General features: G+C 71.8%; 23 protein-coding genes. 10 read left to right on the plus strand and 13 right to left on the minus strand.

Annotation, left to right across the window (positions count from 1 at the left end; translation table 11 throughout):
* The first annotated feature begins 108 nt into the window (after nt 1-108).
* On the plus strand, nt 109-786 hold the full coding sequence (gene trhA / locus VB059_RS06255) for a PAQR family membrane homeostasis protein TrhA (RefSeq protein WP_323421164.1): 678 nt from the start codon (nt 109-111) through the stop codon (nt 784-786).
* A gap of 123 nt (nt 787-909) precedes the next feature.
* On the opposite strand, the gene glgX is transcribed toward trhA, so the two are convergent.
* The 4 genes from glgX to VB059_RS06275 all read right to left on the minus strand — a co-directional run bounded on the left by glgX (nt 910) and on the right by VB059_RS06275 (nt 7,335).
* Nucleotides 910-3,114, minus strand: a complete 2,205-nt coding sequence (gene glgX, locus VB059_RS06260; RefSeq protein WP_323421165.1) for a glycogen debranching protein GlgX — start codon at nt 3,112-3,114, stop codon at nt 910-912.
* Nucleotides 3,115-3,213: 99 nt separating this feature from the next.
* On the minus strand, nt 3,214-5,031 hold the full coding sequence (locus tag VB059_RS06265; protein ID WP_323421166.1) for a thioredoxin domain-containing protein: 1,818 nt from the start codon (nt 5,029-5,031) through the stop codon (nt 3,214-3,216).
* 211 nt (nt 5,032-5,242) lie between these two features.
* Nucleotides 5,243-6,652: a DUF2786 domain-containing protein gene (locus tag VB059_RS06270; protein WP_323421167.1), complete on the minus strand. Its 1,410-nt coding sequence runs from the start codon at nt 6,650-6,652 to the stop codon at nt 5,243-5,245.
* Nucleotides 6,649-7,335, minus strand: a complete 687-nt coding sequence (locus tag VB059_RS06275) for a hypothetical protein (RefSeq protein WP_323421168.1) — start codon at nt 7,333-7,335, stop codon at nt 6,649-6,651. The genes VB059_RS06270 and VB059_RS06275 overlap by 4 nt, the downstream gene beginning before the upstream one ends.
* A 178-nt stretch (nt 7,336-7,513) precedes the next feature.
* On the opposite strand from VB059_RS06275, the gene VB059_RS06280 reads away from it, so the two are divergent.
* Nucleotides 7,514-8,401, plus strand: a complete 888-nt coding sequence (locus tag VB059_RS06280) for an alpha/beta hydrolase (protein ID WP_323421169.1) — start codon at nt 7,514-7,516, stop codon at nt 8,399-8,401.
* Nucleotides 8,402-8,523: 122 nt separating this feature from the next.
* Here VB059_RS06280 and VB059_RS06285 read toward each other — a convergent pair whose 3' ends face one another.
* Nucleotides 8,524-9,264, minus strand: coding sequence for an amino acid ABC transporter ATP-binding protein (locus VB059_RS06285; RefSeq protein ID WP_323421285.1), 741 nt, complete (start codon nt 9,262-9,264; stop codon nt 8,524-8,526).
* A gap of 77 nt (nt 9,265-9,341) precedes the next feature.
* A complete protein-coding gene (locus VB059_RS06290; protein ID WP_323421170.1) occupies nt 9,342-10,760 on the minus strand; it encodes an ABC transporter substrate-binding protein/permease in 1,419 nt (472 codons plus the stop codon).
* 280 nt (nt 10,761-11,040) lie between these two features.
* Between VB059_RS06290 and VB059_RS06295 the strand changes: the two genes are divergently transcribed.
* Nucleotides 11,041-11,778: a DUF72 domain-containing protein gene (locus VB059_RS06295; protein ID WP_323421171.1), complete on the plus strand. Its 738-nt coding sequence runs from the start codon at nt 11,041-11,043 to the stop codon at nt 11,776-11,778.
* A gap of 26 nt (nt 11,779-11,804) precedes the next feature.
* Here VB059_RS06295 and VB059_RS06300 read toward each other — a convergent pair whose 3' ends face one another.
* The gene (locus VB059_RS06300) at nt 11,805-12,098 is read right to left on the minus strand and encodes a hypothetical protein (protein WP_323421172.1); all 294 of its coding nucleotides are present in this window, start codon (nt 12,096-12,098) and stop codon (nt 11,805-11,807) included.
* 10 nt (nt 12,099-12,108) lie between these two features.
* The gene (gene mca, locus VB059_RS06305; RefSeq protein WP_323421173.1) at nt 12,109-13,068 is read right to left on the minus strand and encodes a mycothiol conjugate amidase Mca; all 960 of its coding nucleotides are present in this window, start codon (nt 13,066-13,068) and stop codon (nt 12,109-12,111) included.
* A gap of 301 nt (nt 13,069-13,369) precedes the next feature.
* On the opposite strand from mca, the gene VB059_RS06310 reads away from it, so the two are divergent.
* Nucleotides 13,370-13,801 carry a DUF4307 domain-containing protein gene (locus VB059_RS06310; protein ID WP_323421174.1) on the plus strand — a complete coding sequence of 144 codons (432 nt, stop codon included), beginning with the start codon at nt 13,370-13,372 and terminating at the stop codon, nt 13,799-13,801.
* A gap of 80 nt (nt 13,802-13,881) precedes the next feature.
* Entirely contained in the window at nt 13,882-14,385 is a 504-nt protein-coding gene (gene greA, locus VB059_RS06315) for a transcription elongation factor GreA (RefSeq protein ID WP_323421175.1), read from the plus strand.
* Between the two features lie 103 nt (nt 14,386-14,488).
* On the opposite strand, the gene VB059_RS06320 is transcribed toward greA, so the two are convergent.
* Both VB059_RS06320 and VB059_RS06325 read right to left on the minus strand, forming a co-directional pair.
* Nucleotides 14,489-15,652: a hypothetical protein gene (locus tag VB059_RS06320; RefSeq protein WP_323421176.1), complete on the minus strand. Its 1,164-nt coding sequence runs from the start codon at nt 15,650-15,652 to the stop codon at nt 14,489-14,491.
* Nucleotides 15,653-15,739: 87 nt separating this feature from the next.
* Nucleotides 15,740-17,122 (minus strand): AI-2E family transporter, encoded by a 1,383-nt coding sequence (locus VB059_RS06325; protein ID WP_323421177.1) that lies wholly within the window; start codon nt 17,120-17,122, stop codon nt 15,740-15,742.
* Between the two features lie 236 nt (nt 17,123-17,358).
* Here VB059_RS06325 and VB059_RS06330 point away from each other — a divergent pair, with 236 nt between their 5' ends.
* Complete coding sequence (locus tag VB059_RS06330) at nt 17,359-18,588, plus strand: MFS transporter (RefSeq protein WP_323421178.1); 1,230 nt, start codon at nt 17,359-17,361, stop codon at nt 18,586-18,588.
* The gene (locus tag VB059_RS06335; RefSeq protein ID WP_323421179.1) at nt 18,585-19,271 is read left to right on the plus strand and encodes a uracil-DNA glycosylase; all 687 of its coding nucleotides are present in this window, start codon (nt 18,585-18,587) and stop codon (nt 19,269-19,271) included. The genes VB059_RS06330 and VB059_RS06335 overlap by 4 nt, the downstream gene beginning before the upstream one ends.
* Before the next feature lie 323 nt (nt 19,272-19,594).
* Here the strand turns inward: VB059_RS06335 and VB059_RS06340 are convergent, their stop codons facing one another.
* Nucleotides 19,595-20,068: an FABP family protein gene (locus VB059_RS06340; protein WP_323421180.1), complete on the minus strand. Its 474-nt coding sequence runs from the start codon at nt 20,066-20,068 to the stop codon at nt 19,595-19,597.
* A 328-nt stretch (nt 20,069-20,396) separates the two neighbouring features.
* Between VB059_RS06340 and msrA the strand changes: the two genes are divergently transcribed.
* Nucleotides 20,397-21,053 carry a peptide-methionine (S)-S-oxide reductase MsrA gene (msrA, locus tag VB059_RS06345; RefSeq protein ID WP_323421181.1) on the plus strand — a complete coding sequence of 219 codons (657 nt, stop codon included), beginning with the start codon at nt 20,397-20,399 and terminating at the stop codon, nt 21,051-21,053.
* A gap of 99 nt (nt 21,054-21,152) precedes the next feature.
* Here msrA and VB059_RS06350 read toward each other — a convergent pair whose 3' ends face one another.
* Together VB059_RS06350 and VB059_RS06355 are read right to left on the minus strand one after the other, a co-directional pair.
* Nucleotides 21,153-22,031 (minus strand): polysaccharide deacetylase family protein, encoded by an 879-nt coding sequence (locus tag VB059_RS06350; protein ID WP_323421182.1) that lies wholly within the window; start codon nt 22,029-22,031, stop codon nt 21,153-21,155.
* 265 nt (nt 22,032-22,296) lie between these two features.
* Nucleotides 22,297-22,611, minus strand: a complete 315-nt coding sequence (locus tag VB059_RS06355; protein WP_323421286.1) for a hypothetical protein — start codon at nt 22,609-22,611, stop codon at nt 22,297-22,299.
* A gap of 257 nt (nt 22,612-22,868) precedes the next feature.
* Between VB059_RS06355 and VB059_RS06360 the strand changes: the two genes are divergently transcribed.
* A complete protein-coding gene (locus tag VB059_RS06360; protein WP_323421183.1) occupies nt 22,869-25,271 on the plus strand; it encodes an alpha-amylase family glycosyl hydrolase in 2,403 nt (800 codons plus the stop codon).
* Between the two features lie 18 nt (nt 25,272-25,289).
* The gene (locus VB059_RS06365; protein WP_323421184.1) at nt 25,290-26,840 is read left to right on the plus strand and encodes a Re/Si-specific NAD(P)(+) transhydrogenase subunit alpha; all 1,551 of its coding nucleotides are present in this window, start codon (nt 25,290-25,292) and stop codon (nt 26,838-26,840) included.
* Nucleotides 26,841-26,846 lie beyond the last annotated feature (6 nt).

The raw sequence follows: 26,846 nt of genomic DNA on the forward strand, positions 1-26,846 counted from the left end.
GACTAACGACGTCCGCCGGGCCGGCTGCTTCGCCATCACCCACCCGCCGACTAGAGTAACTTACGGATCCGTAGCCTACGGTTCCGTCACCTTCGCGAAAGGCCCCTGATGGCTGGACCACAACTCACCCGGCCCGTCGACTTCGACGGCCCGGTGAAGCCTCGGGTGCGCGGCTGGATCCACACCGTGATGGCGCCGGTGATGCTGCTGACCGGGATCGGACTGCTGATCTGGGCACCCACCGTGCCGCTGCGGGCCGCCGTGGCCGTGTACACCTTCTCGGCCCTCGAACTGTTCGGCTGCTCGGCGCTCTACCACCGGTTCTACTGGAGCCCGGGCGCCACCGCGACGCTGCGCCGGCTGGACCACTCCAACATCTTCGTCTTCATCGCCGGCACGTACACCCCCCTCGGCGTGGCCATGCTGCACGGCACCGACCGGATCGTGCTGCTCTGCCTGGTCTGGGGTACGGCTGTGCTCGGGGTGCTGTTCCGGGTGTTCTGGCTCGGTGCGCCGCGCTGGCTCTACACCGTGCTGTACATCGCGATGGGCTGGGTCGCGGTGTGGTGGCTGCCGACGTTCTGGCGGGTCGGCGGTCCCGGGGTGGTCGTGATGCTGCTGGCCGGCGGTCTGGTCTACACCGCCGGTGCGGTGGTGTACGCCCGCAAGCGCCCCGATCCGAGCCCGGAGTGGTTCGGCTACCACGAGATCTTCCACGCCGCCACGGCCGTCGCCGCGATCTGCCACGCGGTGGCGATCGGGCTCGCCATCGGCGCGAGCGTCTGACCGCAGCGCGGGGAACACCTGACGGCAGCACAGGGAACACCTGACCGCAGCGCGGGGCAAGCGCCCGGCCACGCCCGGGACGGGCGCCGGACGGCCCCGGTGCGCCCGGCCACCGTCCGCTGACTACTCGGTGACGTCGCGCGGCCGACGGAGCACCACCACGGACCTGCCCGTCACGGTGAACTCGTCGCCCGGCCCCATGGTCACCCGCTCCCCCGCGACTCCGCCGCCGATGCGAGTGCTGACGTCGCGGGTGCCACCGGTGTGGATGCTGACGTCGCGGCCGATGGTGTCGGCACCGGTGAGGTCGCGACTGGTGTCGAGCTCTACCACCCAGCCGTCGCGGTGCCCCTCGGGCAGGGTGAAGGCGATGTCCTCGTCGTGGGCGTTGAAGGCGACCAGGAAGGAGTCATCGATCACCTGCCGGCCCTGCCGGTCCGGCTCCGGGATCGCCTCACCGTTCAGCGACACCATCACCGACCGGGCGTGCTCCTTGTCCCAGTCCTCGTCGGCCATGTGCTCACCGGTGGGGCGGTACCAGGCGATCTCGCCGAGCGCCCCCTCCCGGTGCCCGCCGCTGCCGAGGAACCGCCGGCGGTGGAAGACCGGGTGGTCGCGGCGGAGGGCGACCACCCGCCGGGTGAAGGTGAGCAGCTCCTTGCGCAGGTCGCTCGGGGCCCAGTCCACCCAGCTGATCTCGTTGTCCTGGCAGTAGACGTTGTTGTTGCCCTCCTGGGTGCGGCCCAGTTCGTCGCCGTGGGCGATCATCGGCACCCCCTGGGACAGCAGCAGGGTGGTGAGGAAGTTGCGCTCCTGGCGGGTGCGCAGGGCCCGGATGGCGGGGTCGTCCGTAGGCCCCTCCACCCCGCAGTTCCACGATCGGTTGTGGCTCTCGCCGTCGGCGCCACCCTCGCCGTTGGCCTCGTTGTGCTTGTGGTCGTACGTGACGAGGTCGCGAAGGGTGAACCCGTCGTGGGCGACGACGAAGTTGATCGAGGCGATCGGCTTGCGCCCGGAGAGCTCGTACAGATCGGAGGAGCCGGTCAGCCGGGAGGCGAACTCCGCCAGGGTCGCCGGCTCCCCGCGCCAGAAGTCGCGGACAGTGTCACGGTACTTGCCGTTCCACTCGGTCCACAGCGGCGGGAAGTTGCCGACCTGGTAGCCCCCGTCGCCGACGTCCCACGGCTCGGCGATCAGCTTCACCTGGCTGACGATCGGGTCCTGCTGGACCAGGTCGAAGAAGGCCGACAGGCGCGAGACCTCGTGGAACTGCCTGGCCAGCGAGGAGGCGAGGTCGAACCGGAACCCGTCGACGTGCATCTCGGTGACCCAGTAGCGCAGCGAGTCCATGATCAGCTGCAGCACGTGCGGCTCGCGCATCAGCAGGCTGTTGCCGGTGCCGGTGGTGTCGAAGTAGTAGCGCATGTCGTTGTCGACGAGCCGGTAGTAGTTCTTGTTGTCGATGCCGCGCAGGCACAGGGTCGGGCCGAGATGGTTGCCCTCGGCGGTGTGGTTGTAGACCACGTCGAGGATCACCTCGATGTTCGCGGCGTGCAGGGCACGCACCATCACCTTGAACTCCTGCACCTGCTGGCCGCGCTGCCCGGTCGAGGCGTACGCGTTGTGCGGGGCGAAGAACCCGATGGTGTTGTAGCCCCAGTAGTTCGACAGCCCGCGCTCGACCAGGTGCGGGTCCTGGACGAACTGGTGCACCGGCATCAGCTCGATGGCGGTCACCCCCAGGGCGGTGAGATGCTCGATCATCACCGGGTGGGCGATCGCGGCGTACGTGCCGCGGATCTCCTCGGGGATGCCCGGGTGGGTGCGGGTGAGGCCCCGGACGTGGGCCTCGTAGATGACGGTGTCGTGGTACTCCGTGTTCGGGTGGCGATCGTTGGCCCAGTCGAAGAACGGATTGGTGACGACCGACAGCATGGTGTGGCCGAGCGAGTCGTCGTCGTTGAACGATTCCGGGTCGTCGAACCGGTAGGAGAACAGCGACTCGTCCCCGTCGATCTGGCCGACGATCGCCTTGGCGTACGGGTCGAGCAGCAGCTTGGCCGGGTTGCACCGGTGCCCTGCCGCCGGGTCGTACGGGCCGTGCACCCGGAAGCCGTAGAGCTGGCCGGGCTGGAGGCGCGGGATGTAGAGGTGGTGGACGTAGCCGTCCGACTCGGGCATCGGGATCCGCGTCTCGGCGCCGTCGTCGTCGATCAGGCACAGCTCGACCTGGCCGGGCTCGGCCACCTGGGAGAAGATCGCGAAGTTCACCCCCGCACCGTCGTACGTCGCTCCCAGCGGATAGCTGTGACCTGGCCAGACCTGCATGGGGACCTCCTGGTGGTGTCCGGCTCTCGATGTCGGCGCCCGGTGGTGACCGGGGCGGGTCCGGTGGTGACCGGAGCGGGCGATGGGTGGCCAGGCGGGTCAGACCAGCCGACTCACCGTGTCGGCCAGCGCCATGCCGGCGAACCGGGGGGCGCTGCGCAGCAGCGGGCCCTGGGTCCGCGCCGCACGGTCCGCGCGGGCGTCGTACGACTCCTCCCCGGTCACCCGGGTGAGCTGGCGCAGCGCCGCCACCATCGCGGCCACGCCGGACGGGGTGGCGTTGTCGTCGAGGGCGCGCGGGCGCATCCACAGGCCGGCGGCGTCGTCCGCGGTGTCCCACCAGCCGCCGTCGCCGGCGGCGAAGTGTTCCTCGGCAATCGCCACCAGGGCCCGGGCCCGGTCGGTCCAGACCGGCTCGCCGGTGACCTCGGCGAGCAGCCCGCAGGCCTCCGCCAGGGCGCCGTGGTCATCGAGGGTGGCGGGGGCCTCGGAGACCACCCCGTCGCGGCTCACCCGGCGCAGCCGGCCGTCGACGAGGTGGACGTCCCAGACCACCTCTGCGGCCCGGCGCGCGGCCTGCAACCAGGCCGGCCGGTCCAGCCACCGGGAGGCCCGGACGAGCCCGGAGACCATCCAGCCGTTCCAGCAGGCGACGACCTTGTCGTCGCGCGCGGGTGCGGCCCGGTGCTCCCGCACCTCGCCCAGCACCGCCCGGGCCCGGTGGTAGAGCCGGACGCCGCCAGGACCGAGCTCCTGGGGATCGGCCCGCAGTTGCAGGGTCGAGGCGTAGCCCTCGAAGCTGCCGGGGTCGGTGACCCGGAACATCGTCAGCACGTCGCGGAACTCGGCGTCGCCAATCACCTGCTGGATCTGCGCCGGGTTCCAGATGTAGTACTCGCCCTCGCTGGACTGGCCGAGGGGGTCGGGTGAATCCGCGTCCAGGGCGGCCGCGAAGGCACCGTCGGGGGTGGTCATCTCCCGCACCAGCCAGTCGACCAGGTCGTCGGCCACCCGGGTGAACAGTGCCGCCCGGGGCCCCTCGGTGAGCGTGGCGGCATGGGCGTACGCGGGCAGCAGCAGCGCATTGTCGTAGAGCATCTTCTCGAAGTGCGGCACGACCCACTGGGCGTCGACGCTGTAGCGGTGGAAGCCGCCGCCGATCTGGTCGCACAGGCCACCCCGGGCCATCGCCTCCAACGAGTCGAGGGCCATGTCGGCCGCCTGTTCGCGGACGTGGGAGGGCAGCGAGCCGGCCTGCGAGATCCGCAGCAATGCCTCGAGCACCATCGCCGTGGGGAATTTCGGGGCCCGGCCGAATCCGCCGTCGATCGGGTCGTAGTCGGGCAGCAGTCGCTCCCAGGCCACGTCGACGTCCTCGGCCCCGAGGGTCGCGGGGATCATCGCCGGGGTCAGGACGGTGCTGCTCTCGACGTGGTCGACCACCTCGTGGGCCGCCTCGATGATGGTGTCGCGCTGCTCGGTCCAGGCCCTGGCCACGGCGTCCAGCAGCTGGCGCAGACTCGGCTGGCCCTGACGTGGCTCCGGCGGGTAGTACGTGCCGGCCTGGAACGGCTCGCCGTCGGGGGTACAGAAGACCGTCATCGGCCAGCCACCCTGCCCGCTGAGTGCCTGGGTGGCGTTCATGTAGACGGCGTCGACGTCGGGACGTTCCTCACGGTCGACCTTGATCGCGACGAAGTGCTCGTTGATCAGCCGCGCGGTGACCTGGTCCTCGAAGGATTCGTGGGCCATCACGTGGCACCAGTGACAGGAGGCGTACCCGACCGACAGCAGGATCGGTACGTCACGGCGCCGGGCCTCCTCGAAAGCCTCCGCACCCCACGGCCACCAGTCCACCGGGTTGGTCGAGTGCTGCACCAGGTACGGGCTGATCGCGCCGGCCAGTCTGTTCGCCATGCCACCCAGCCTACTGGCGGTCCGCCAACTGGCGGTCCAGCTGCTCGGCGGTACAGCTACGGGCGACTTGACTCCCGGCGGCCCGGCTCCGGGCAACTTGACCCCCGGCGGCCCGGCTACGGCGATCCGGCTCCCGGCAGCCCAGCGACTGGCGGGTCCAGGGGCTGGCCGGCCCGGCAGCAGTTGCGACGTCCCGGCCGGCCCGGGTGCCCTATCGGGACAACTCGCCATGTGCCCTCCCGACGGCGGCCCGCCGGCCCGCTTCCCGACCGGCCCGGGCACCACCCTCCGACCAGGTGGTCGGCCCGCGGTCGCCGCCGCGCCACCTCCCGGGCCGAAGCCGGTCACAGACCTGCTGGTGGAAGGCCCGCACCTGCTCGCGCTTGGCCGCCAGGACCACCGCGGTGCTGTGCAGATCCTTACCCGGACCGGGGCCGGTCGGATCCGGACCGGGCCCGGTCGAGCGGGTGCCGGCGTCGGTTGCCCGGCCGGCCGCTGTGGCGGTCGGGGCGGTGGCGCTTTCTTCGGCGCGGCGCCGGGAATCCTGGAGCCGTTCGGCGATCGAGCTGATGAACCCCTCGTAGAAGGAGGTCTTCGCGGTCGACCAGTGCACCGGTTGCTCGTCGAGGCGGTGGCCGTCCCAGCGGTCGGTGGTCTCCCGCTTCCAGTCCCCGGTGGCCATCCACCGGGTCGCGGAGGCGACCATCTGGGCCCGCAGCGACTCGTACAGGGCGATCGTCATGGCGATGTCGGACGGCATCCCGTGGGCGTACATCCGGGTGGAGTTGCCGGCGAGCAGGAACTCGACGTCGTTGGCCCGGGCGACCGCCATGAACAGGGTGCAGTAGTGCCGCAGCCAGCGCTGACCGGGCCGGCCGATCACGACGCTCTGCTCCTCGGGGAGCTCGGCGCCCGCCGCCACCCCGTCGGCACGGTCGCGGGCCTGCAGCAGGGCGATGTCGATCGCGTGCCGGGTGGCGAGCTCCTGGGCCCGGCTGATGAACGTCTCGGCTTCCGCCCGGTGCGTCGTCGTCTCCGCCTGGCGCAGGATCGCCGCGATCCGGTCGCGCCAGACGGCCTGTTCGGGGGCGGCACGGTCGGTCGCCAGCGCAAGACCGAACAGGCGGGCCTGGACGGGGAATCCCAGCAGATCGAGGGCATGGGTCAGTCGCAGCCGGAACGATGCCCCGTGCGGGCCACCCTCCCGCCTGCCGCCCACGGCGACGAGGTGGTGCGCCAGCTCGTGGACGACGACGATGCCACGCAGCGCCCAGGCCCCGCCGATCTCAGCAGTCGGCACCGCGATCTCCATCAGCGTCGCCCGGTACTCCGCCTGCTTGGGTCCCTGACGGGCCCGGACCCCGACGCGCGGCACCCCGAGACGATCACAGGCGGCGTCGCAGAACCGGGCCACCTCCTTGACGTCGCGGAACAGCGGATCGCGCTCCGGCAGCCAGGTCGTCCCCTCGAGCCGTACGCTCCCGTCCTCCACCCAGCGGATCAGCCGGTCCTCAGCGGCGTACAGCGCAGTGGTCTCCTCGGCCCACTCCGGCGGCTCGGGGCCGGCCTGCTGCAGGCTCCGGAGGAGCGTGTCCGGGCCTGTCATCGATCCCGTGCTCATCGTTCGATCCCCCTGTGTCGCCATCGGGCCCAGGCTCCCCAGACCCGTTCCAGACCGGCCGGGACCCCCGGCACCGGTTCGTCGTCCCGCCACGACCCGTCCGGGTCGACCTCGGGCAGCTGCGCGACCAGGTCCCGGGCCCGGTCCAGGGTCGCCAGGTACGGCCCCCGATCGAAGACCAGCCGATCGGGCAGGCCCCGGACCGGCTCGGCCCGCCCGGTCCCGCCGTTCTCCCACCGGAAGTCGGTCCAGGTGATCGTACGGTCCGCCACGCCCACCCGGGCGGTGAGCCAGCCGCAGGCGATGTCGTCGTCGTACGGACAGACCAGCAGCGGCACCCGCCCGGGCGCCAGGTAGCGGATCGGGGCGAACCCGTCGGGCAGCCGCAGGTCCTCGGTCCGGCCGGCCAACTCGTCCAGCACGGGCGAGGTGCGCAGCAGCCACCAGGCCTGCAGCGGAGTGACCAGCCCGGCGCCGTGGGCGACCACCTCGTCCAGCGGGTGACCGTCCACCAGCAGCGCGACGTAGTGCGCGATCGCCACCTCCCGCCCGGCGCCGCGGCGCCTGCTCCACCCTCCGGAGCGGGGCGGGTCACCGCCGGCCCGGCGCGCGGTGCGACCGGTGTCGCAGCCGGCCGGGCGCACCGTGCGGACGGCGGGGCGGAGGGTCAGGGAGTTCGTCACGCACGCCATTGTGCCGGGCGGCTCTGACATCGCCCGCCGGACGGACCTGGGACCGACCCGGGGAGACGTCCCGGGGAGGCGTGCCTGGGAGACGGACCTGGGAAACGGTCCCAGGAGATGCCTCGGGAGACGGCCCGGGAAGGCTCCCGAGAGCGGTCCGCGGAGTAGCGTCGGGGCCATGAGCCAGCTGCCGTTGTGGGACGGGCCGGTGCACGACATCCCCGAGGGGATCGACACCCTGGTCGAGTCGATGAACGGGACCCGGCTGTGCCTCCAGGTGTTCGGCACCCCCGATGCCCCGCTCCAGGTGCAGTTGGAGGGCCGCGGCGCCCAATTGGTCAGCCTGTCGCGGCAGTTCTGCGTGGACCTGGCGGCCCGCGGGTTCCGGGTGGTCCGGGTCGACAACCGGGATGCCGGGCGGTCACAGAAGTTCCCGGACCGCCCGTACGATCTGACCGCGATGGCCGACGACGTGGCCGGGCTGATCGAGGTCTTCGGCGGGGAACCCGCAACGGTCTGCGGCCGGTCCCTCGGTGGGATGGTCGCCCAGCTCGTGGCGCTGGCCCATCCGGCCCTCACCGGGGCACTCGGCCTGTTCTACACCGCGCCGCGCAGTGACCGGACGGTGTCGGCGGGTGAGCCGGCCGCAGCACCCGGGGAGGCGGAGTGGGTGGAGGACTTCGTCAACGCGGTGCTGCCGCTGGCCGGCTCGTTGTACCCGTACGACCCGCGGGAGCTGATCCGGCTCGGTCACCGGCTCTACGCCCGCGACCACGACCCGCTCGGCGAGCACCGGCAGAACCTGGCGATGGCCCGCACACCGGACTGGTCCGCTCGACTGGCCGAGGTCGCCGTCCCCACCGCAATCCTGCACGGCGACGAGGACGAGGTGATCCCGCTGTCCGCGGCCGAGGACCTGCATCGGCTGATCCCCCGCAGCACGTTGCGGGTGCTGTGGGGGATGGGCCACGGCCAGCCGCCGCAGCTCGACGGGGTGTTCGTCGACACCTGCGAGTCACTCGGCCGGCACGCGACCCGGCCGACGGACACCCCCGGCGGCCCCTGACCGCCCGCGCCCGGGCGCGGTGACCGCCGGGGACGCGACGGCGTCACGGGTGAATGAGCAAGCGCCACCGGACCCCCGGCCCGGCGGCGCTTGACTCTGTCCATGACAGGAAGACCTACGTATCAGAGCACCTTGCTGAGGAAGTCCTGCGTACGGGGGTCCTGGGGCCGGTCGAAGATCTCCTCCGGCGAGCCCTGCTCCTTGATCACCCCGTCGGCCATGAACACGACCCGGTCGGCCACTTCGCGGGCGAAGCCCATCTCGTGGGTGACCAGCACCATCGTCATGCCCTGGTCGGCGAGGGTACGGATGACCTCGAGCACCTCCCCGACCATCTCCGGATCGAGCGCGCTGGTGGCCTCGTCGAAGAGCATGATCTCGGGCTTCATCGCCAGGGCCCGGGCGATCGCGACCCGCTGCTTCTGGCCGCCGGACAGCTGGGCGGGACGGGCGTCGGCCTTCTCCTCGAGCCCGACCCGGGCCAGCAGTGCCATCGCCTGGCGGCGGATCTCGTCCTTCGGGCCGCGGCGCAGCTCGACCGGGGCCAGCATCACGTTCTCCAGCACCGACATGTGCGGGAAGAGGTTGAAGTGCTGGAACACCATGCCGATGTCCTGGCGGACCGCGTCGAGGTCGGTTTCCTTCGAGGTCAGGTCGTGGCCGTTGACGACGACGTGGCCGGAGGTGACGTCCTCCAGCTTGTTCAGGCAGCGCAGGAAGGTCGATTTGCCCGCCCCCGAGGGGCCGATGATCGCCACGACCTCGCCCTCCTTGATGGTCAGGTCGACATCGCGCAGGACCCGGTTGTCACCGAAGGATTTCGCCAGGTCGGTGACGACGATGATGTCCGGGCGCTGCGCCATCGGGACGCGGCCGGCAGCTGCTCCACCGGCCGGTTGCTGGGCGTCGGGTTGCTGGGCGTCGGGTTGCTGGGCTGTGGTCACTTGTTGAACCTCCTGTCGACCGCGTTGGACGCGAGGGTGAGCAGCCCGATGACGATGAAGTAGATGACGCCGATGATCAGCCACATCTCGAACGAGCGGAAGTTGCGCGCGATGATCTGCTGGCCCATGTAGGTCAGCTCGGCCAGGCCGATCACGGCGAGCAGTGAGGTGTCCTTCAGCGTGATGATGAACTGATTGATGAAGGACGGCGTCATGATCTTGATGGCCTGTGGCAGCACCACCTTGCTCATCGACTTCATGTACGGCAGGCCGAGCGAGCGGGCGGCCTCCATCTGGCCCTGGTCGACCCCCTGGATGCCGCCGCGGACGATCTCGGTCATGTACGCGCCGGCGTTGAGGCTGAGGGTGAGCACACCGGCGGTGAGCGCGGTCAGCGTCAGCCCGGTGACCGCCGGGATGCCGAAGTAGAAGAAGAACACCTGGACCAGCACCGGGGTGCCGCGGAAGATCCACACATACACCGAGGCGATGCCGTTGAGCACCGGGTTGCCGGAGACCTTGAGGAAGCCGAACGCGACGCCGAGCACCATGGCGATCGCGATGGACAGCGCGGCAGCGGCGACGGTGATCGCCAGGCCCTTCAGCAGCGTCGGGAGGGTGTTGGCGAGCAAGGCGAAGAAGCCCTCGCGCTGGGTCGTGCCCTGCTGGCCGAGGTACTTGGCGAGGATCTGGTCGTACTGGCCGTTGGCCCGGACGTTCGCCAGCCCCTGGTCGAAGGCCTCGATCAGCTCCGGGTCGGTGCCCTTGTTGACGGCCACGCCGTAGGAGCCGGCGGGTGCCTTCTCGCCGATCAGCTTCATCGGCGCGCCCTGCTGGATCGAGTAGGCCACCACCGGATAGTCGTCGACGTACGCGGCGGAGCTGCCGGCCGTCACGTCGTTGACCATGTCGGCGGTCTGGGAGAACGCCACCGTGGTGAAGCCGTACTGCGCCTTGACCGAGTCGGCGTAGTCGGCGCCGGCGGTGCCGGTCTTCACCGCGACCCGCTTGCCGCGCAGGTCCGCCAGGGAGGTGACCGAGGAGGTCTTCGGTGCGGCGAACTGCACACCCGAGTCGTAGTACGCGTTGGAGAAGTCGAAGACCTTCTTGCGGGCGTCGGTGATGGACATGCCGGCTATCACCGCGTCCACCTGCTTGGACTGCAGCGCCTGCACCGCGGCGTCGAACCCCAGGGACCGGATGTCCACGGTGAAGCCCTGGTCCTTCGCGATGGCACGGAGCAGGTCCATGTCGATGCCGACCATCTCGCCGCTGTCGGAGCGGAACTCGAAGGGCGCGAAGGTGGTGTCGGTGCCGACGACGTAGTGCTTGCCCTGGGCCGGCTTGTTGCTGGCGTTCGGCGCGGGCGTCGCAGCCCGGGCGAACGGCGCGGCGAGCAGGAGCAGCAGTGTCACGAGGACCACTGCGGCGGGGCCCCGGCGTTGCCGATCGAGGAGGTGTCGCATGAATCTCCCATCTGGTTCGTACCACTTGGGTGGCAGCCCCACGTTACGCTGGGGCGTATCGGCCAGGGAAGTCGACCGCCGGACGACAGCCGGCCTGACGCCGGACGAGGGCTCGCCTGAGCCGGCCCCAGGGGCGGCCTGAGCCGGGGCGGACTGCGCCGGGCGCAGGGCGGCCTGAGCCGGGCCCGGACGGACCCAGGGGTGGCCGCGAGCGGGACGGAAGGTCGAGATGGCACGGATCGGCACCTCCGGGTGGAGCTACGACGACTGGACCGAGGTGCTCTACCCGCCGGGCACGCCGGCCGGCCGCCGCCTCGAGGCGTACGCGGCGGTCTTCGACACCGTCGAGCTCAACGCGAGCTTCTACCACTGGCCGCCCGACCGGACCTTCGCCGCCTGGCGGGACCGCCTGCCGGCCGGGTTCGCGATGACGGTCAAGGCGCCCCGGGGCCTCACCCATGCGAAGCGTCTGGCACAGCCGGAGGCGTGGATCGACCGGATCGCCGGCGGGCTGGGGGAGCTCGGCGACCGGGCCGGGCAGCTGCTGGTGCAGCTGGCTCCGGATCACGCCCGCGACGACGACCGGCTCGACCGGTTCCTCGGGCTGCTGCCGGACCGCTGGCCGACCGCGGTCGAGCTCCGCCATCCGTCGTGGCTGGTCGACGACGTGTTCGAGATCCTGACCCGGCACCGGGCCGCCTACGTGGTGATGAGCGGCGCCGAGCTGCCGGTCGTGCCCCGGGTCACCTGCGATCGGGTCTACGTACGGTTCCACGGTCCCGATCCGCACCGGCTCTACGCGGGTTCGTACGGCGAGGAGGAGCTGGCCCGCTGGGCCGAGCGGATCCGGGCCTGGGAGGCGGACGGCCACCGGGTCTGGGCCTACTTCAACAACGACGGGCAGGGAAATGCCGTGCGCAATGCCCGCACCCTGCTGGCGATGCTGCGCTCACCCACATCCGGCTGACGCGCACCGCGCAGGGTCGGCGGGCCTCAGGAACGGTCGTCGGGGCCCGGTGTCACGTCGGGCCCGCCCGCGGGGTCGGTGCCGGGTCGTCCGTCCTCGCTCGCGGCCGAGGACGTGTCGTCGCCGCCGGCCTCGTCCGCCTCGACACTGTCGCCTTGCACGCCCTGCCCCTGCACGTCAGCGGCGTACGGCACGTCGATCTTCTTCAGGGAGCGGAACAGCAGCACCCCGATCGCGACGATGACGAGGGCGAGGATGCCGATCACGAGCACCTCGGTCCCACTGCTCGCCGCACCACCGTTGACCTCCAGCAGAACCATGGCCCCGACCCTAGCGGACGGGCGGGCGAGGCATCGCGATGCCCGCGAACAGGTCGTCCTCCGGCACGGTGGCGTCGGTGTGGTTGATCACCAGCTCGTAGTCCTCGGTCGGCCAGGCCTCCTTCTCGATCGCCAGCGGGCAGGCGAACCAGGCCCCCTCCGGGTCGATCTGGGTGGCATGGGCCAGGAGCGCCCGGTTGCGGACCTCGAAGTAGTCCGCGCAGGGCACCCGGGTGGTGATCCGGCGCTGGTAGGCCTCGTCCACCGGGTGGTGGGCCAGCCGTTCGTCGTACGCCCCGTCGAGGCCGCGGGCCTTCATCGCCTCATTGAGGCCGTGCCAGCGCCCGGCGGTCAGGGTCATCTGGTAGTACACCTTCGGCACCTGCCAGGCAGGCCCCAGCTCCGGGGCGATCGCCGGGTCGGCCGCCTGGCGCACCGCCTCCATCGTCACCCGATGGGTCTGGATGTGGTCGGGATGCGGGTAGCCGCCCCGCTCGTCGTACGTCGTCACCACATGCGGGCGCAGCCTGCGGATGATCTTCACCAGTGGATGGGCCGCCTCGGCCGGGTCCAGGGTCGCGAAGGACCCCTCCGGCAGCGGCGGCAGCGGGTCACCCTCGGGCAGCCCCGAGTCGTGGTACCCGAGCCAGATCTGGTCGATGCCGAGAATGTCGCGGGCCATGTCCATCTCGCGGCGCCGGACCTCGGGCAGGTTCGCGACGACCTCGGGCCGGTCCATCGCCGGGTTCAGGACGTCACCCAGCTCGCCACCGGTGCAGGTCACCACCACGACGTCGACGCCCTCCGCCTCGTACCGCGCGGTGGTCGCGGCACCCTTGCTGGATTCGTCGTCGGGGTGGGCATGGACATGCAGCAACCGCAGCCGTTGGCCGAGGGCGTCCACTCGCAGCGCGGGGGACCACCCCCCAACGCTCGGATGGTCCTCGCGAGGCTCTTGCGGCGTGTTCATCGCCCACTCCTTCCCGTGACAGCCCGGACACCGGTGTGAATCCTGCCACGGTGGGGCAACCGATGCGGCCCCGCCGCTCCGTCCGTGCCGATCGAGGATCGCCCCGGCCACGCCGACCGCACCGTACGGACGCTGCCCCCACCCCGTACGGACGCTACCCATCCTGCCGACCGCGAGGACGACCGGGACACGCCGACCCTTGGGCCCGGCACCGGCCGGCCCCACCACGGGGTCGCCCGGCGGACCGCCCTGGGTGGACCGGCGGACGGCCCGGGGCGATGGCGCGAGGCAGAATGGCCCCGTGGCAGCTACGAAGATCCGGGCACTGAGCGACGACCCCGCCGACATCGACCGGATCGCCCGGCGCTATCCCGGCGGAGCGGCGCGGTCCACGCTCCTGCGGGTCGCCATCGCCGTCGCCGTCACCCTCGCCCTGGGCTGGTACCTGCAGGTGGCGTTCCGCAACTCGCAACGCCCGCCGGTGGAGGCCACGCTGACCGCGCACTGGGTGGTCGACGACCAGCGCGCCGGCTACACCCTCCAGATCGCCCGGACCGATCCGAGCCGCGCCGCGGTGTGTACCGTACGCGCCCAGGCCCAGAACTACGAGCACATCGGCGACGCCGACGTCAACGTCCCGCCCTCGGACCAGCAGGTGGTCACCATCAGTGGCACGCTGCGGACGGTGCGCCGGGCCGACGCCGTGTACGTCGAGGGCTGCCACCTGGTGTAGCCGGCGCGTACCGTCCGGGGCACCGACGCCTGCCGTACGGCGCCACAGGGGCCCTTCGGGGGGTGGGCTAGACTGCGTGGATGGCAGAGAACGTTACTGACACCGTGTTCCTGACTCAGGCGGCCCATGACAGGCTCATCGCCGACCTGGAGGCATTGAAGGGCAACCGGGAAGCGATCTCCCGGAAGATCGCCCAGGCCCGCGAGGAGGGCGACCTCTCCGAGAACGCCGGTTACCACGCCGCACGCGAGGAGCAGGGGCAGCAGGAGGCGAAGATCACCGAGATCGAGCACATCCTGCGCACCGCCCAGGTCGGCGAGGGCCCGGCGGACACGGACGTCGTCGGCGTCGGCACAGTGGTGACGGTGGCCTGGGACGGGGACGAGGACGACAGCGAGTCGTTCTTCCTCGGTTCGCGCGAGAACGCGCTGCTCGACGCCTCGCTGGCCGAGACCGACGTGTACAGCCCGCAGTCCCCGATCGGCCAAGCCGTCCTGGGCGCGCGGATCGGCCAGGCGGTCGAGTTCGACACGCCGACGGGGGCCACCGCGAGCGTGACCATCCTCAACATCGAAGCACACTGACACCCTCGGGGCCCCACCACATGGTCGGGGCCCCGATGTCCTCAGGGCGTACGGCCCGGTGCCTGTCATCACCGGTGCGTACGCCCTGAGTCGCGTGCGGGCTTCAGGCCTCCGGTTCCGGGTCGTCGCCGACCCTGACCCCGGCGTGGCCCATCACCACGCCGACGTCGAGCCGGGCGGACCCGTTACCCATCACGACCTGGTCCCCGGCGCCGGTGTGGCGCCCCGACCAGCTGACCCGGCCCAGCTGGGCGTCGGCGACGACGGTCACGTTCGACTCATCGCCCAGCCGCAGCGACAGTTGTCCCGATTCGACGCGGATCCGCGACCGGCCCGACCGGACCGTCCCGCTCATCTGCACGATGGCGGCCTGGAGCAGCGCGTCCTCGACCATCTCGAAGCCCTCGATGGTCGCCGCGCCGGCGGTGAGCCGGACCCGGCCGAGCCGCGGCACATTGGAGAGGTGCAGGTTGCCACCGGTCACCTCGACGTCCAGCAGGAGCGCCGGGTTCATCCGGATCAGCAGTTCGCCACCGCGGCCCTTCAGCAGCTGGTCGAAGCCGCGCGGCGGGGGCAACAGCTTCACGCCGCCCAGGTGTGGCCGGAAGTCGCCCTCGGCGCTGATCTCGATCACGTCGGCGTTGCGCCGCAGGACATGCTCCCCGGTGACGTGGCAGGTGGTCACCGATGGGTCGACGACGATCCGGACCCGTTTGCCGGTGACCCGCACCGAGACCCGCTCGACGCCGCTCGTCCGACCCGCCTGGCCGCCCGGTGTGGCCTGTCCGCCGGTGGCGGCGGCGGTCCGGGGATGGCCGCCTGCCGCCCCGGCCGCGGCGTCGGCGGCCTTCACCGCCGCCTGCCGGGCGCTGCGGAAGACGTCGCGCAGATAGTCGCCGGCGGCCTGCGCCGCGCTGGCGGTCTGGGCCCAGGTCTCAGAACTGGACGGGCCGCTGTCCTCGGTCGGCTCCTCGGCGGCTGCCTCGGTCCCGGCGTCACCCGTCCCGGCTGCCGCGGCCTCGGGGGACTCGGGTGCCTCGGGCGCAGCGGCGCCGCCTGTGCCCGGTCCGGCCGCGCCGCCCTCGACCGGCTGCCCGGGCGCGCTGGCCTCGTCGGGGGCACCAGCCGTACGATCATCCGCCCCGGCGCCCTCCGGCTGCGGGGGCGTGCCGCCCTGGAGCTCCTCGATCAGGCGACTTGCCTCTGCGGTGTCGATCCTGCCGGCGGCGAGGTCTGCCAGGATCCGGGTCAGGTCAGGCGTGTCCATGCGTCAACCTTAGGAGCGGACCCTGACCCACCCCACCCCGGCTCGGGTCGAATCAGGGCCGGGTCAGGGTCCGGTTCCGGTGCGGAGTCAGACCTCCCGTACCCGGCGCCGTCGGCGCGGCTCCAGGTCGGCGGTCGTCAGGCGGTCCGGGTCGAGCTGCAGGGCCAGTGTCTCCTCGGTCCCACCGCCGAGCGCATTGCTCGCCACCACGTCGGCAGGGGTGAGGCGCAGGTCGCCGGCCGGTGCCAGGTGGAGCCAGTCGCGGCCCCCGACGGAATCGGTGAAGGCCTTGAGGAAGGCCAGCACGGGCACGGCCACGACCGCCCCGGCGATCCCGCCGAGGGTGACACCGATGCTGATGCCGAGCAGGATCGCGAGCGGATGCAGCGACACGGCCTTGCCCATCAGGAACGGCTGCAGGACATTGCCCTCGAGCTGCTGCACCAGCACCACCACACCGAGCAGGATGAGCGCGGCGACCCAGCCCTTGGTGACCAGCGCGATCAGGACGCCCACCGCGCCGGCGACGACGGCACCGACGATCGGGACGAACGCGGCCAGGAAGGTCAGCGCGCCGATCGCGCCCGCCATCGGCACCTGCAGGGCGAGGGCCCCGATCATGATGCCGAGGGCGTCCACCGCGGCGACCACGACGGTGGATCGTACGTAGTCCATCAGCGCCTTCCAGCCCAGCGTGGCGCCACGGTCAATGGCGGGACGGGCCCGCTTGGGCACGATCCGCAGGCACGAGGACCAGAGGAACCGGCCGCTGTAGAGGAAGAAGAACAGCGCGAAGAGCGCGGTGAAGGCGCCGGCGAAGAAGCTCGCCACCGACGAGCCCACACCGGCGGCGACACCGAGGATCTGCCCCGCCCAGGACTGCAGCTTGTCGGGGATCTGCCCGGTCAGGTGACCGATCGCCCCCTGCACCTGATCGGGTGCGAGCTGCAGCGGGCCGTTGCTCAACCAGGCGATGAGCTGCATGATGCCGGCCTGGGAGGAGCTCACCAGCGTGGGCCCCTGGGTGGCGACCTGCAGGATGATCCCGGACAGCACGCCCAGGACGACCACCAGTCCGACGACCAGGCTGAGTCCGGCGGCGGCCGCCCGAGCGACCCCGTGGCGCACCAGCCAGGCCTTCGGCGGGGTGAGCAGGGCCGCCAGCAGGATGGCGACCGCCAGCGGGACGGTGAGACCCGAGAAGTAGCGCAGTACGTTGCCCAGGGCGACGACCCCGACGCCGATCAGCAACACCCGCCAGGTCCAGGAGGCGGCCACCCGGACCGGAGCCGGGACCGAGGCGGCCGGGACCGATGCCGCCGCCGAAGCCATGGCCGGGCCCGACTGCCCGGCCTGGGGCTCCGCCGGCCCGTGCCGGACGGGGTCGGACGGGGCCGGTGCGGGCACGCCGGCTGCGGCGGTGGGCTCCGGAGGCTCGGCAGCGGCCCCCCGATCGGTGTTGTGATCCACGCGGTCACTCCTGGAACGTCGCTGGGTGTGGCACTCCCAAACCTACCGGCATCCCGGCCGGCCCACTCCGCCATGACGGGAGCGGCGCCGAGCCGCGCGGCGGCCGGACTCCCCTGTCCTGCGCAGCGGCCCGATGCGCACTGCGGCGCGGCGGCCGGGCTGCCATCCTGCGCGGCGGCCCGAAGCGCCATCCCGCAGCAGCTACCCGGGCCCCGCTGCGCACTAGACTGCCCCCGGTGATCCGTCCCGCACTCCCCCGGCGCCCCCGCGCCGACCGCCTCCCGGCAGACGTGTACGTGCTCGGGGTCATCTCCTTCTTCGTGGCCGTCGGCTTCGGCGTCGTCATCCCGGTGCTGCCGGTCTTCGCCCGGTCGTTCGGGGTGGGCCAGCTCGAGACCGGACTGGTCATCTCCGCGTTCGCCGTGATGCGACTGGTCACCAGCCCACTGACCGGGCCACTGATCGACCGGTCCGGCGAGCGGGTCGTCCTCACCCTCGGGATCCTCATCGTCGCGGCCTCCAGCGCGGCCATGGGGCTGGCCCACACGTACGGGCAGCTGCTCGTCTTCCGGGCCGCCGGGGGCATCGGGTCGTCGATGTTCAGTGTCTCGGCGATGACCCTGCTGATCCGGTCGGTGCCGGACTCGCACCGTGGCCGGGCCACCGGGACGTTCCAGACCGGCTTCCTGATCGGCAACATGACCGGCCCGGCGGTCGGCGGGCTGCTCGCGGCGGTCTCGATCCGGGCGCCGTTCTTCTTCTACGCCATCACCCTGGTCGCGGCCGCGGCCGTCGGGCTGGTCCGACTGGGCGGCACCCGGGCGGTGACCGCCGACGCCGAGCGCCCGGCACCGGCGCAGCCGGCCCGCCGCTTGCGGAGCTTCCTCGCCGACTCCCGCTATCAGGCCGCGCTGGCCTGCAACTTCGCCAACGGCTGGGCCTCGTACGGCATCCGCAGCTCGCTCACCCCCGTGCTGGTCGTCGAGGTGCTGCACCGTGACCCGGTCTGGACCGGTCTGGCGATCGCGATCGCATCGGTGGTGCAGACCATCGCGCTGCGACCGGCCGGGCTGTTCGTCGACCGGGTGGGCCGCCGGCCCGCGATGATCATCGGCAGCCTGGTCGGGGGCGCCGCGATGCTGGCGGTCGCGTTCGTCCCGGACATCTGGAGCCTGATCGGCGTGCTGTGCGTGTACGCCCTGGCCGTGTCGCTGATGGGCACCGCCCCCGCGGCGACCGTCGGCGACATCGCCGGGCCCCGCTCGGGCACGCCGGTCGCGGTGTTCTCGATGGCCGCCGACACCGGACAGATCCTCGGCCCGATCCTCGCCGGCATCATTGCCGACCGGGTCGGCATCCGGTACGCGTACGTGACGGCTACCCTGCTGATGGGCCTGGCTGCGCTCGCCTCCGCGCGGATGCCGCGCCGGACGCCGGCCGACCCTGCGAAGGAGACCGTACGATGAGCCGCTTGCCCCTGCACGACCTGGTGGCGCCGGACTGGGCCGAGGTGCTGGCCCCGGTGGAGCCGGTCGTGACCCGGATGGGTGACTTCCTGCGCGCCGAGCTGGCCGCGGGACGTGGCTACCTGCCGGCCGGTGACCGGGTGCTGCGGGCGTTCAGCCGGCCGATGGCCGATGTCCGGGTGCTGATCGTCGGCCAGGATCCGTACCCCACGCCGGGCCACCCGGTGGGGCTGAGCTTCTCCGTCGCGCCGGACGTGCAGCCGCTGCCGGCCAGCCTGCGCAACATCTACGCCGAGCTGCACAGTGACCTGGGCATCGAGCCCGCGCCGAACGGTGACCTCACCGGCTGGTTCGAGCAGGGCGTGCTGCTGCTCAACAGGTGCCTCACCGTCCAGCCCGGCAAGCCCGCCTCGCATCGCGGCAAGGGGTGGGAGGAGGTCACCGAGACGGCGATCCGTGCCCTGGCCCGGCGCGGCGGCCCGCTGGTGGCGATCCTGTGGGGCCGCGATGCCCGCAACCTGGCGTCGATGCTGGCCCCGGTGCCGGTGATCGAGAGCGCCCACCCCTCGCCGCTCAGCGCGCGCAACGGGTTCTTCGGTTCCCGGCCGTTCAGCCGGGCCAACGCCCTGCTGGTGGAACAGGGCGGTCAGCCGGTCGACTGGGACCTGCGCCACCGGGCCTGATCGGCCGGGATATACGGTCGGGCTCGCCGGTCGGGGGCGCCGGGGCCCACGGACGTCGGGCTCGCCCGGGGCCACGGACGTCGCCGGACCCCAGCCGCTTCGATCCCAGCCGCCCCGCCCCCAACCGCTTCGATCCCACAAAGCCGCCGCGCTCTCATTTCGCCGCGGCTTGCCAGCGGGCCGCAGCGAAATGAAAGCGCGGCGGCTGACGGATATCGCAGCGGCTACGGCCATCCCGGCATGACGTCGGACCGGCACCCCGCCCGGGTTCGACCCGATCAGCCAGGTCGTCAACCCCGGCACGGCACCCGGCTCGACGCGGCTCAGGCCTGGCGCACCAGGCGGGACGCGAGGTGGCGGGCCATCGGCTGCCCCACGGCCTCCATGTCGAGGACCGTGTCGAGGGTGTCGCCCACGATCCGGTACGTACGCTTCGACGCCGAGACGTCCTTGGCGGTCGAGGTCGACCAGACCCGCGCGTCCAGCTCCAGCGAGAGTCCGTCATCGTCCGACCGCAGTGTGCCCTCGGCCAGCTCGACCTGACCGGTCGGCAGGGCGAGGACGAACTCGACGTGCCCGTCACCGGTGTGGCGCAGGTAGCCGGTCTCCATGTGCAGGGGCCGGCCATCGGCGGAGCGGGTGCGCTGGGTGTAGACGAGGAACGGCTTGCCGACGAAGGCGAAGGTGATCTCCTCGTGGTACGGGAACGACGCGACGGTCGGGTATTCCCCGACGCCTTCGCCGGCCCAGGTGCCGACCAGCCGGGCGAGCGGGACAAGGTTGGGAGTGAGCTCCATGCCAGGATCGTAGCGACTCCCCTCGATGCCCCTGGGGGCATCCCCCAGGACGGGAACATCGTCGAGCCCGGGGCGTGACGCCGATCCCCTCACGACCGGCGGCCTCCTCAATCCCGGTGAGGATCGTGGAACATCGTCGAGCCCGGGGCGTGACGCCGATCCCCACCGGCCGGTCCCCACGGTGACATCACCGGACCCCGGACGCGGTGCCGCCGCAGAACTTCACCGCAGTACACCGCACGCACCGCACCGCACGCACCGCACCGCACCGAGCGCCCGGCCACCCCGGGTGCTGGTCCGTGTGGTGCCCGGCGCCTACCCTCGGGGCATGTTCTTCTTCCAGCGTCCGGCCCCGATCATGGTCACCCGGGAGCAGGCACTGCCCGGGCGTACGCACCGGATCCTGCCCACCCCCGCGCCGGCGAACCTCGTCTTCGGGGTGCCCGACGACGCGACCCCGGAGGGCTCGGAGGCGGCCTGCTTCGCGCTCGGCTGCTTCTGGGGGGAGGAGAAGATGTTCTGGAACACCGACGGGGTGACCAACACCGCGGTCGGCTACCAGGGCGGCTTCACCCCCAACCCGACCTACGAGGAGGTCTGCACCGGGCGCACCGGTCACGCCGAGACCGTCCGGGTGACGTACGACCCGGCCCGGGTCACGTACGAAGCGCTGGTACGGCAGTTCTTCGAGGCGCACGACCCGACCCAGGGCTACCGGCAGGGCAACGACGTCGGCACCCAGTACCGCTCGGCGCTCTTCCCGGTCTCGGCGGCCCAGGAGGAGATCGCCCGCCGCCAGCTCGCCGCGTACGCCGCGGCGTATGCGAAGGCGGGCTACGGGGCCATCACCACCGAGATCACCCGGCTCGACGAGGCGACCGGCGAACCGGCGTTCTGGTACGCCGAGGAGTATCACCAGCAGTATCTGATCAAGAACCCGGACGGCTACTGCCCGATCCACTCCACCGGCGTCAGCTGCGCCTGAGCGCGGGTCGCCATGGTCCGGGGCATACGAGCGCGGGTTGCCCGGTAAAGGTCGCGTACGAACGCGGCCGCTCAGACCACGAGGCCACGCCGGGGTGCGCTAGGCGATCACGCCGAACGTGTAGCCCTTGTCGCGCAGGTCGTGGATCACCGTCCGCAGCGCGTCGGTCGACAGGGTCATCCCCTCCGCGTCGTGCATCAGCACCACGGCGACCCGCGGGTCACCGGCGGCCGCCAGTCCGGCGGGCACCATCCGCGCGGCCTGGCCGGCGGTGTGGGGGGCGCGTTGCGCCGGCTCGGCGTCGCCGGTCATTGTGTTCCAGTCGATCCAGTGCACGCCCCGGTCGGCCAGGGCGGCGTCGGCCGGCGCCATCCCGCGCCACGACATGTGGCCGCCCGGGTAGCGGTAGCAGCCGGCGGCGTACCCGTCGCCGAAGACGCCGCGCAGGTCGGCGATCGCCCGGTCGTGGTCGGCGACGATGTGTTCGGCATCGGCCCGGCGCCCCGGATAGAGCTCGTGGTAGTTGTGCGACCTGCTGTGCACGCAGACGGCATGGCCCTCCGCCATCGCGCGCCGCGGGACCGCGGGATCGACCTTGGCCAGGGCCTTGTCGCCGGTGATGTAGAAGAAGGTGGCCGGCACCCCCTCCGCCTTCAGGATGTCGAGGTCCTTCGGCGTGGTGGTGCTGCTGGGCCCGTCGTCGAAGGTGAGGAAGGCGACCCGCTGCTCGGGGTAGTGCGGCGCGCGGTCACCGTCGACCAGCCAGGCGTGCACCTCGGCCGCGGAATGGGCGTACGCATCCGCGGCGTAGGAGTGGTTGGTCCCCGGGCGCAGCTCGGTGGGCACCGGCGTGGGTGTCGGGGCGGGGGTCGGGCTCGCCGCCGACCGTCCCCCCTGCACGCCGCTGGCCGGCGCACACGCGGTGAGTGCCGCCGTGGCCAGCGCCACCGTTGTCAGGGCCGCCACGATCCGTGTCACGCCCTGGCTCCGCGTCGCGGCCCGTCGCCGACCGTACGATCCGCCCACGTCCTTGCTCACCCGTCATCTCCCCCCGGCCGGGAGGGGTCCCGGCGGCCCGGCCGAGGTTAGCACCACGCGGCGTCAGGTCGGTGAATCAGCCCGGACGGTACGGTGTCCCGCCGGGCCGCTCAGTGCCGGCCAGCACCGTCAGCGTCAGCACCGATCACCGAGATACCGATCAGCGGGACAGCGATCAGCGGGTCACGCGGCAGCGAGTCGCCCGTCACTGCCGGTCGACGGCCAGGTACGAGGCGAGGGCGACGGCCCCGGTGACGGCGAAGACACTCGGCCAGGTGCCGATCTTCTTGGCCAGCGGATGCGAGACCCCGAAGGCGCCCAGGTACAGCGCGCCGAGCGCGCCGGCGGTCAGCGGGCCCCCCTTGGCGAGCCAGGTCCGGCCCGCCCAGACGGCGCCGGCGACGAGCGGGACGGTGCCGAGGGAACGGACGCCGCTCTCCCGCGCTGTGATGTAGCCGCCCAGGATGCCGCTGGCAGCGACCAGCGCGGAGTTGACGTCCTCAGCGCTGCGGAACTTCATGTTCTTGCCCATGACGCCCACTCTAGGAGGGCCCGGTCAAGAGCCGCCCGCACGGACCAGGGGTCCTGCGCGGATCAGAGCTCCGTGCGAACAGGGGCTCCGTTCGCACAGGGGCTCCGTTCGCACAGGGATCGGTGCAGAAGAACACCCCGTACAGGAAAGGGTCCCCCGCAGAAGAGGCCCGTATCCGGCGGGGAACCGACAGGCCGGGCGGGAACGGGCCATGCGCCGGCGGCCGGGATGGCACCGTGGTTGCCATGACCGTGATGCATGCCGTCGACCGGGACCAGTGGGCCGGCGCGGACTGGCCGCTGGGCGCGTCGGTCGACCCGGCGACGGGCCTGACCACCGTGGCCGTGTACGCCCCCGCGGCCACCCGCGTCGTCCTCGAGCGCTACGCCGCCGCACTCGGCCACCCGGCCGAAGAGTCGGTCGGCCTGGCCCGCGGCGCCGACGGCGTCTGGCGGGGCCGGGTCGCGGGCCTGGGCCACGGGGCGCTCTACGCCTTCCGCTGCTGGGGCCGCAACTGGCCGTACGACCCCGCCTGGACCCCGGGCAGCGGGGTCGGGTTCCGCAGCGACATCGACCCGGACGGCAACCGGTTCAATCCGAACAAGGTGCTCTTCGACCCGTACGCCCGGGAGGTGACCCACGCCCCGATGGACCCGGCACTGCGGGACCGCGGCGGCGACGGCGGATTCTGGGGCACCGGCGGCGACGACTACCACGGTCGCCCGCGCCGCGAGGCCGACACCGGCCTGTGGGCCCCCAAGGGGGTGGTGGTCGTCGATGACACCGGCTACGGGCACCGGCCGCGGTTGCCGGCCCACAAGGCGGCGGTGTACGAGGCGCACGTGAAGAACCTCACGATGCACCCGTCGTCGGCCCGGCTCGGTGAACTGCTGGACGACATGCCCGGGTTCGAGGACGTCGTGGACATCCCCGACGCGCTGCGGGGCACCTTCCGCGCCGCCGGGCTGATGGCCCCCTACCTGAAAGGCCTGGGGTTCACCACCCTCGAGTTGCTGCCCGTCCAGCAGACCGACTCCGATGACGTCGGCGACTCCCAGGGCGGGCACAACCACTGGGGCTACATGACGATGGCCTTCTTCGCCCCCAACCGGGACTACAGCGCCGACAAGAGCCCCGGTGGCCCGACCCGGGAGTTCAAGGAGATGATCCGCGCCTTCCACGACGCCGGGCTGGAGGTCTACATCGACGTCGTCCACAACCACACCGCCGAGGGCGGCGCCTGGCACGGTGATCCGGCCACCACCGGCTACACCAGCCTCGGCGGCTTCGCCGCCGGGGAGTACTACGTGATGACCGCCGGCCACATCCCGGTGGACGGCGCGACCGGGACCGCCAACCAGGTGGACTACTCCTCCGGTGCGGCGTGCGACCTGGTGATCGACTCACTCACCTACTGGACCGATGTGATGGGAGTGGACGGGTTCCGCTTCGACCTGGCCCCGGTGCTGGGCCGTACGCCACTGGCCTGGCGTCCCGACGACTGGGCCGACCAGCGGCGGTTCTTCCCGCAGCACCCGCTGCTGGAGGCGATCGCCCGGCTCGGCGAGGACAAGCAGGTGGAGGTGATCGCCGAAGCCTGGGACCTGTGGGGCTACGAGGTGGGCAACTTCCCGCCCGGCTGGGCCGAGTGGAACGGCCGCTACCGCGACGCCGTCCGCCGCTACGCGAAGGGCGACGGCGATGTGCAGACTTTCTCGGCGATGGTCAACGGCGATTACCACCACTTCGCCGACCAGGGCGGGCCACAGCGCTCGATCAACTTCGTCACCGCCCATGACGGGTTCACCTTGATGGACCTGGTCTCCTACAACACCAAGCAGAACGACCAGCCGTACCCCTTCGGCCCCTCCGACGGCGGCACCGACGCCAACGACTCCTGGGACTCCGGCGGTGACCCCGGCCTGCGCCGGGCCCGGTGGCGCAACTTCTGGGTGTTGCTGTTCTTCTCCCGCGGGGTGCCGATGGTCGTCTCCGGCGACGAGTACGGCCGCACCCAGAACGGCAACAACAATCCGTGGGCGCTCAACACCGTCGGGATGTGGAACAACTGGGCCCAGACGGCGTCCCACGTGCCCACCCGGCTGCCGGTCGACCCCCGCAATCCGGCGGCGTTCGCCTACCACGACGTCGTCGGACAGACGGTCGCCCCCGAGGGGACCAACCCGCTGTTCGTCTTCGCCGCCCACGTCACACGGATCCGGCAGCGCGACCCCGGCCTGCGGCAACGCAACTGGGGCGGCCTGGTCTTCGACAGTGGCGACGTCACCTACCTGTTCCGGCGCCCCGACCTGCAGGACTGGCCGGCGCCCGGCGACCGGGCGGTGTCGCTGGCCATCGACGGCTCCCCGGTGGGCGGCCACACCTACCTGGTGATGATCAACATGAACGATCACCGCCAGGAGTTCCGGGTGCCCGGGACGGACGGGAGCTGGAAGCGGATCATCGACACGGCGCCGTGGGCGGAGCACCACTTCAACTGCTGGGCCCCGGCCGAGGCCACCGTGATCGGCGAGGGGACGTACGTGGCCGGCCCCTGGTCGGTGGTGGTGCTGCAGGGCGAGCGCAGCCACCGGGCGGGCGACGGGCCGGGTTTCGCAGACACCGATCGGTTCCACTACGCTTCGTAGTGCTGAAGGAGGTCCACGGTGCAAATCGGAGTGCCAAGGGAGTCCTCACCATCCGAGACCCGGGTGGCCGCGACTCCGTCTACCGTCCCGCAATTACTCAAACTCGGTTACGACGTGGTGGTGGAGCGAGGAGCCGGTCACCGGGCCAGTCTCCCGGACTCCGCGTACGAGGACGCCGGCGCCCGCTTCGGGACGCCCCAGGAGATCTGGGCGTCCGACGTCGTGCTGACCTGCAACCCGCCCACCGACGAGGAACTGGCCCTGATGCGGCCGGGTGCCACGCTGGTGTCGATGCTCTCCCCTGCCCTGCATCCCGAGGTGGCCGAACGCTACGCCGACGCCGGGATCAGCGCCCTGTCCCTGGACGCCGTGCCGCGCATCTCGCGGGCCCAGGCCCTCGACGTACTGTCGTCGATGGCCAACATCGCGGGCTACCGGGCGGTGATCGAGGCGGCCGAGGCGTACGGCGGGATGTTCACCGGACAGGTGACCGCCGCCGGCAAGGTGCCGCCGGCGAAGGTGTTCGTCGCCGGTGCCGGGGTCGCCGGCCTGGCCGCGATCGGCATCGCCGGCTCGATGGGCGCCCAGGTGCGGGCGTTCGACGTACGTCCCGAGGTCGGTGAGCAGATCGAGTCGATGGGCGCCGCCTTCGTCGAGGTCGGCGCCGTGGACACGAACGTCTCCGCCGACGGCTACGCCAAGGAGATGTCCGCCGACCAGGCCGCGCTGGCCGCCCGGATGTACGCCGAAGAGGCGCGCAACGCCGACATCGTGATCACCACCGCGCAGATCCGCGGCAGGGCCGCACCGATCCTGCTGACCGCCGAGATGATCGCCGCCATGAGGCCCGGCAGCGTCATCGTCGACATGGCCGCGTCCACCGGGGGCAACACCGAGCTCACCCGGGCCGACGAGAAGGTCGTCACCGACAACGGCGTGACGATCATCGGCTGGACCGACCTCGCCGGCCGGCTGCCCCGACAGGCCTCCCAGCTGTTCGGGACGAACCTGGTCAACCTGCTCAAGCTGGTCACCCCCGGCAAGGACGGCGAGCTGGTCCTCGACTTCGAGGACGAGGTCGTCCGGTCGATGACGGTCTCCCGCAAGGGTGCCGTCACCTGGCCGCCACCACCGGTCAAGGTGTCCGCCGCCCCCACCCCGGTCCCGGCGCCGGCGGCCGAGGTGGCCGTGCCCGCCGAGGACCCGGCCGCCGTCGCGAAGCGCAAGCGGACCCGCAACCTGGTCGCCGCCGGCCTGGCGATGGTGCTCTTCTTCCTGATCGGTGGGGCGTCGCCGCTGGGGATCCTCGGGCACTGGATGGTGCTGATGCTGGCGGTGTTCGTCGGCTTCTACGTGATCTCCAACGTCACCCACGCCCTGCACACCCCGCTGATGGCCGAGACGAACGCCATCTCGGGCATCATCATGGTCGGCGCCCTGCTGCAGGTCGGCAACTCCGACCCGGTGGTGATGGTGCTGTCCTGGGTGGCGATCCTCGTCGCGTCCATCAACGTCTTCGGCGGCTTCCTGGTGACCAACCGGATGCTCGCCATGTTCCGGAAGGGCTGAGCGACG

The organism is Raineyella sp. (genome assembly GCF_034933565.1).
Taxonomy (GTDB): domain Bacteria; phylum Actinomycetota; class Actinomycetes; order Propionibacteriales; family Propionibacteriaceae; genus Raineyella.